2 protein-coding genes are annotated in these 2,792 nt (G+C 33.4%); one reads left to right on the top strand and one right to left on the bottom strand.

Going from position 1 to position 2,792, the window contains the following annotated elements:
- Window positions 1-718: 718 nt before the first annotated feature.
- The gene (locus AB7942_RS30315; protein WP_369449760.1) at window positions 719-1,024 is read left to right on the top strand and encodes a hypothetical protein; all 306 of its coding nucleotides are present in this window, start codon (window positions 719-721) and stop codon (window positions 1,022-1,024) included.
- Window positions 1,025-1,273: 249 nt separating this feature from the next.
- Here the strand turns inward: AB7942_RS30315 and AB7942_RS30320 are convergent, their stop codons facing one another.
- Entirely contained in the window at window positions 1,274-2,224 is a 951-nt protein-coding gene (locus AB7942_RS30320) for a DUF6454 family protein (RefSeq protein ID WP_369449761.1), read from the bottom strand.
- Window positions 2,225-2,792: the final 568 nt, after the last annotated feature.

The following is a 2,792-nucleotide window of genomic DNA, read 5'->3' on the forward strand; positions in this document are numbered from 1 at the left end:
AATTATCCCAAAGTAAACTTATAAAAATAGCAAATTCTACAAATTAATTTTGTATATTCCTTGTTCAACTAACGGGTTCTAGAGTTAAAGAAGATGATCGCTGCGGCGGTCTTTTTTCTTGTTGTGCTAACGGGGCAGGTTAGCTTAATAAGAAAATATCCTTTAATTGGACAAGTGTACGTTTCAATTAATGAATTATGTCCATTTAATGTAATTAGGAGAGATTCTCCTAAAACATTGACTGGAGGAAATTTAATGTCTAAAAGTTCAAAGATAGTTAAATCAAGCGGGATCCTAAATAATTTCAACTTCCAAGCATTTTTAGTTGATGTAGAAGTAGCAAATCTAGATCCAGATGATAACCGAAAAGCATAGTTAAAATTCTTAGTTGGAACAATAATATACCTACAGAATTGCAAGTTCTTTCATTTAATGGACCAAATTTAACAGAAGGTAATGGAGGGCTAATCAAAATTAAACCAATGACTGCGTGTTCTTTCGTTGCATTCGTTACAGGAGTTTTTGCATATGAAGTCAGAGTCACTTTATTCGATACCACAGAAGAGGTTGTTGTAACAAGTCAGGGTATTGAAGTATCTGGTAATAATGTCGTTGGACAAACTGTTCTAAATAATGATTTTAAAACTGTTGAATTAGATTAAGTTCAATTCAGATTAACATTTTATTAATAAACCAATTATTCGTTTGCAAGGAAGAGGTGAAAAATGTGAATACCCCAAATAATAAGATAGAAATGATAAAGCAAAGTTTATTAGAAAATAATCCACCCGATGAGCAGGTACAAAAGCTAGAAAAATTAAAGCAAATCCTTCCTTCTAATCATCCATTCATTCAAATGATAGAAGGAAATTTTAAGGAAGCTGATAAAACTGAAAAGCTAAACATATTAAAACAAAATCTCCCACCAAACCATCCAATCATTCAAATGATGGAAGGAAATTTGAAACAAGTTGAACAAACGCAAAGACCAGAAAAGCTAAGAAATATTCTTCCACCAAATTAATCGTATGTTGTTGTATAAATAAATACTTGGTTCATCAACTAACGGGTGCAAGAGTTAAACAAGGTGTTGCAGTGGCAGCATCTTGTTTCTAATTAAGCAAAAGAAGCAGGTTAGCGAGTATCCGTCAGATAATCGTATTAAACTGAGGGAGTAGAAGAAATGATAAGATACAGTAAATGTGTTTATTTCTGAAAGAGAGTACCTATAAAGAAAACTTTGATGTTTGGCATCAAAGTTTTCATCTAAAAATTATTTTTTACTAATGTTTGTTTCATATATTAGCATAGAGGATTGATCATCATCAGGAACAGCATACATTTTAATTCCTTGTGTTGTATTTTCAAGATATACAGGATTGCGTGTTACAACATGTCCATTAGGAGAAAAAAGAGGAATTGGCAGTTCATGGACCATATCCATTGTTTTCATATCTAGTAAGGCTAGTCCTCCCAATTCATATTTAGCAGTTGATGGTGCTGGTTGTGGCAATTCAGTAATACCACTACATATGATATTGTTTTTTCCAGCATTCTCGCAGTCTTGATAATCAATAAAGTGGCTAGGATTACTTGTTTTTCGAAGAACTTTTCCTTTTTCATTAAACTCATAAAATGTTCTCGATCCCCAACTCACAGCTTTTAAAGTTCCTTCTTTTCCATCACGAAGTATTCCACCAATGTGGTCATTCGTGCGAAATACTTCTTGGGACTCCATCGTTTCCGGATTCACTTTATAAATGATGGACTTGCTATTTGGGCGATATTCTGCAACAGGAACCCAGATTGATTTACCATCAAAAGCAATTCCTCCAGGATGATACACATCCCCTTCACCAAGCTTTATATCTTTTAGGAGTTTTCCTTCTTTGTTAAAAAGAAATAGGTGTCCAACTCCTTTACCTGGTGTACGATCATAACCATCTTTCGGCTGGTCGTATTTAACAGGTTTTTCAAGAATTTCTACAGAAGACATGTAGTACAAGTCTCCGACTTTCGTCATACCTTGTGGATGATAGGTGTTAAATTTCAGATCAACTTTTTCTTTCTGTTCCCAAATATTATTGCGAGTAAGTTGTTGGAATTTTTCTGTGAGTTGTTTTCCTGCTGAACCAGAAAAAAACGTGTTAGGATTTGCAAAAACTGTTGTTCCGGTTCCAATAACAAGCGTGGTAGCCAGTGCAAGAATTACTTTTTTCATCATTTCATCCTCCTGATTTTTAAGGGATAAAATAATTTAAAATTATTCAGGCAGTAAAAAAGTTGATTAATCAACTGGATGTTAACCTTTATTTAAAAGATATGTTTATCAGTTAAACAATTGAAGGCTAAAGTTACCTCTATCAAACAATAGGTTATACTGTTGCACCTTTAAAGTTAGATCATAACAAATCCAGTTGATATCCTTGCCCAAAGTCATCTTAAATTTCCCCTTTTTTATGATGTTTTATGTATCTTACTATATTAATGTTAAGTGAGAGTAATTGGTGTGTTAGGTATTTGTAAAGATTCCTATACTAACGAGGATTTATTGCTGCGGGCGCCTTTTTCTTCTTCGGACTAACGGAGCAGGTTAGTTGAAGAAGGAAACATCTCCAGTCTAATTGTATAATCAAAAAAAAGGGGTGATTGGGCTTTGAAATGCATTCCGAAAAAACAGGAAATATTACTCAATGAAGAAATTGATGAACAAGAGTTTGTTAGCATAATCAATAGCTTTTACAAGCAAGATTGTTATATCTATGCGATTATTCCTGAATATGAACAAGACC

Source organism: Neobacillus sp. BF23-41 (assembly GCF_041106275.1).

Bases quoted from the DNA above. Each gene is read 5' to 3' on its own strand.
- AB7942_RS30320 (WP_369449761.1), bottom strand. From the start codon at position 2,224: ATGATGAAAAAAGTAATTCTTGCACTGGCTACCACGCTTGTTATTGGA.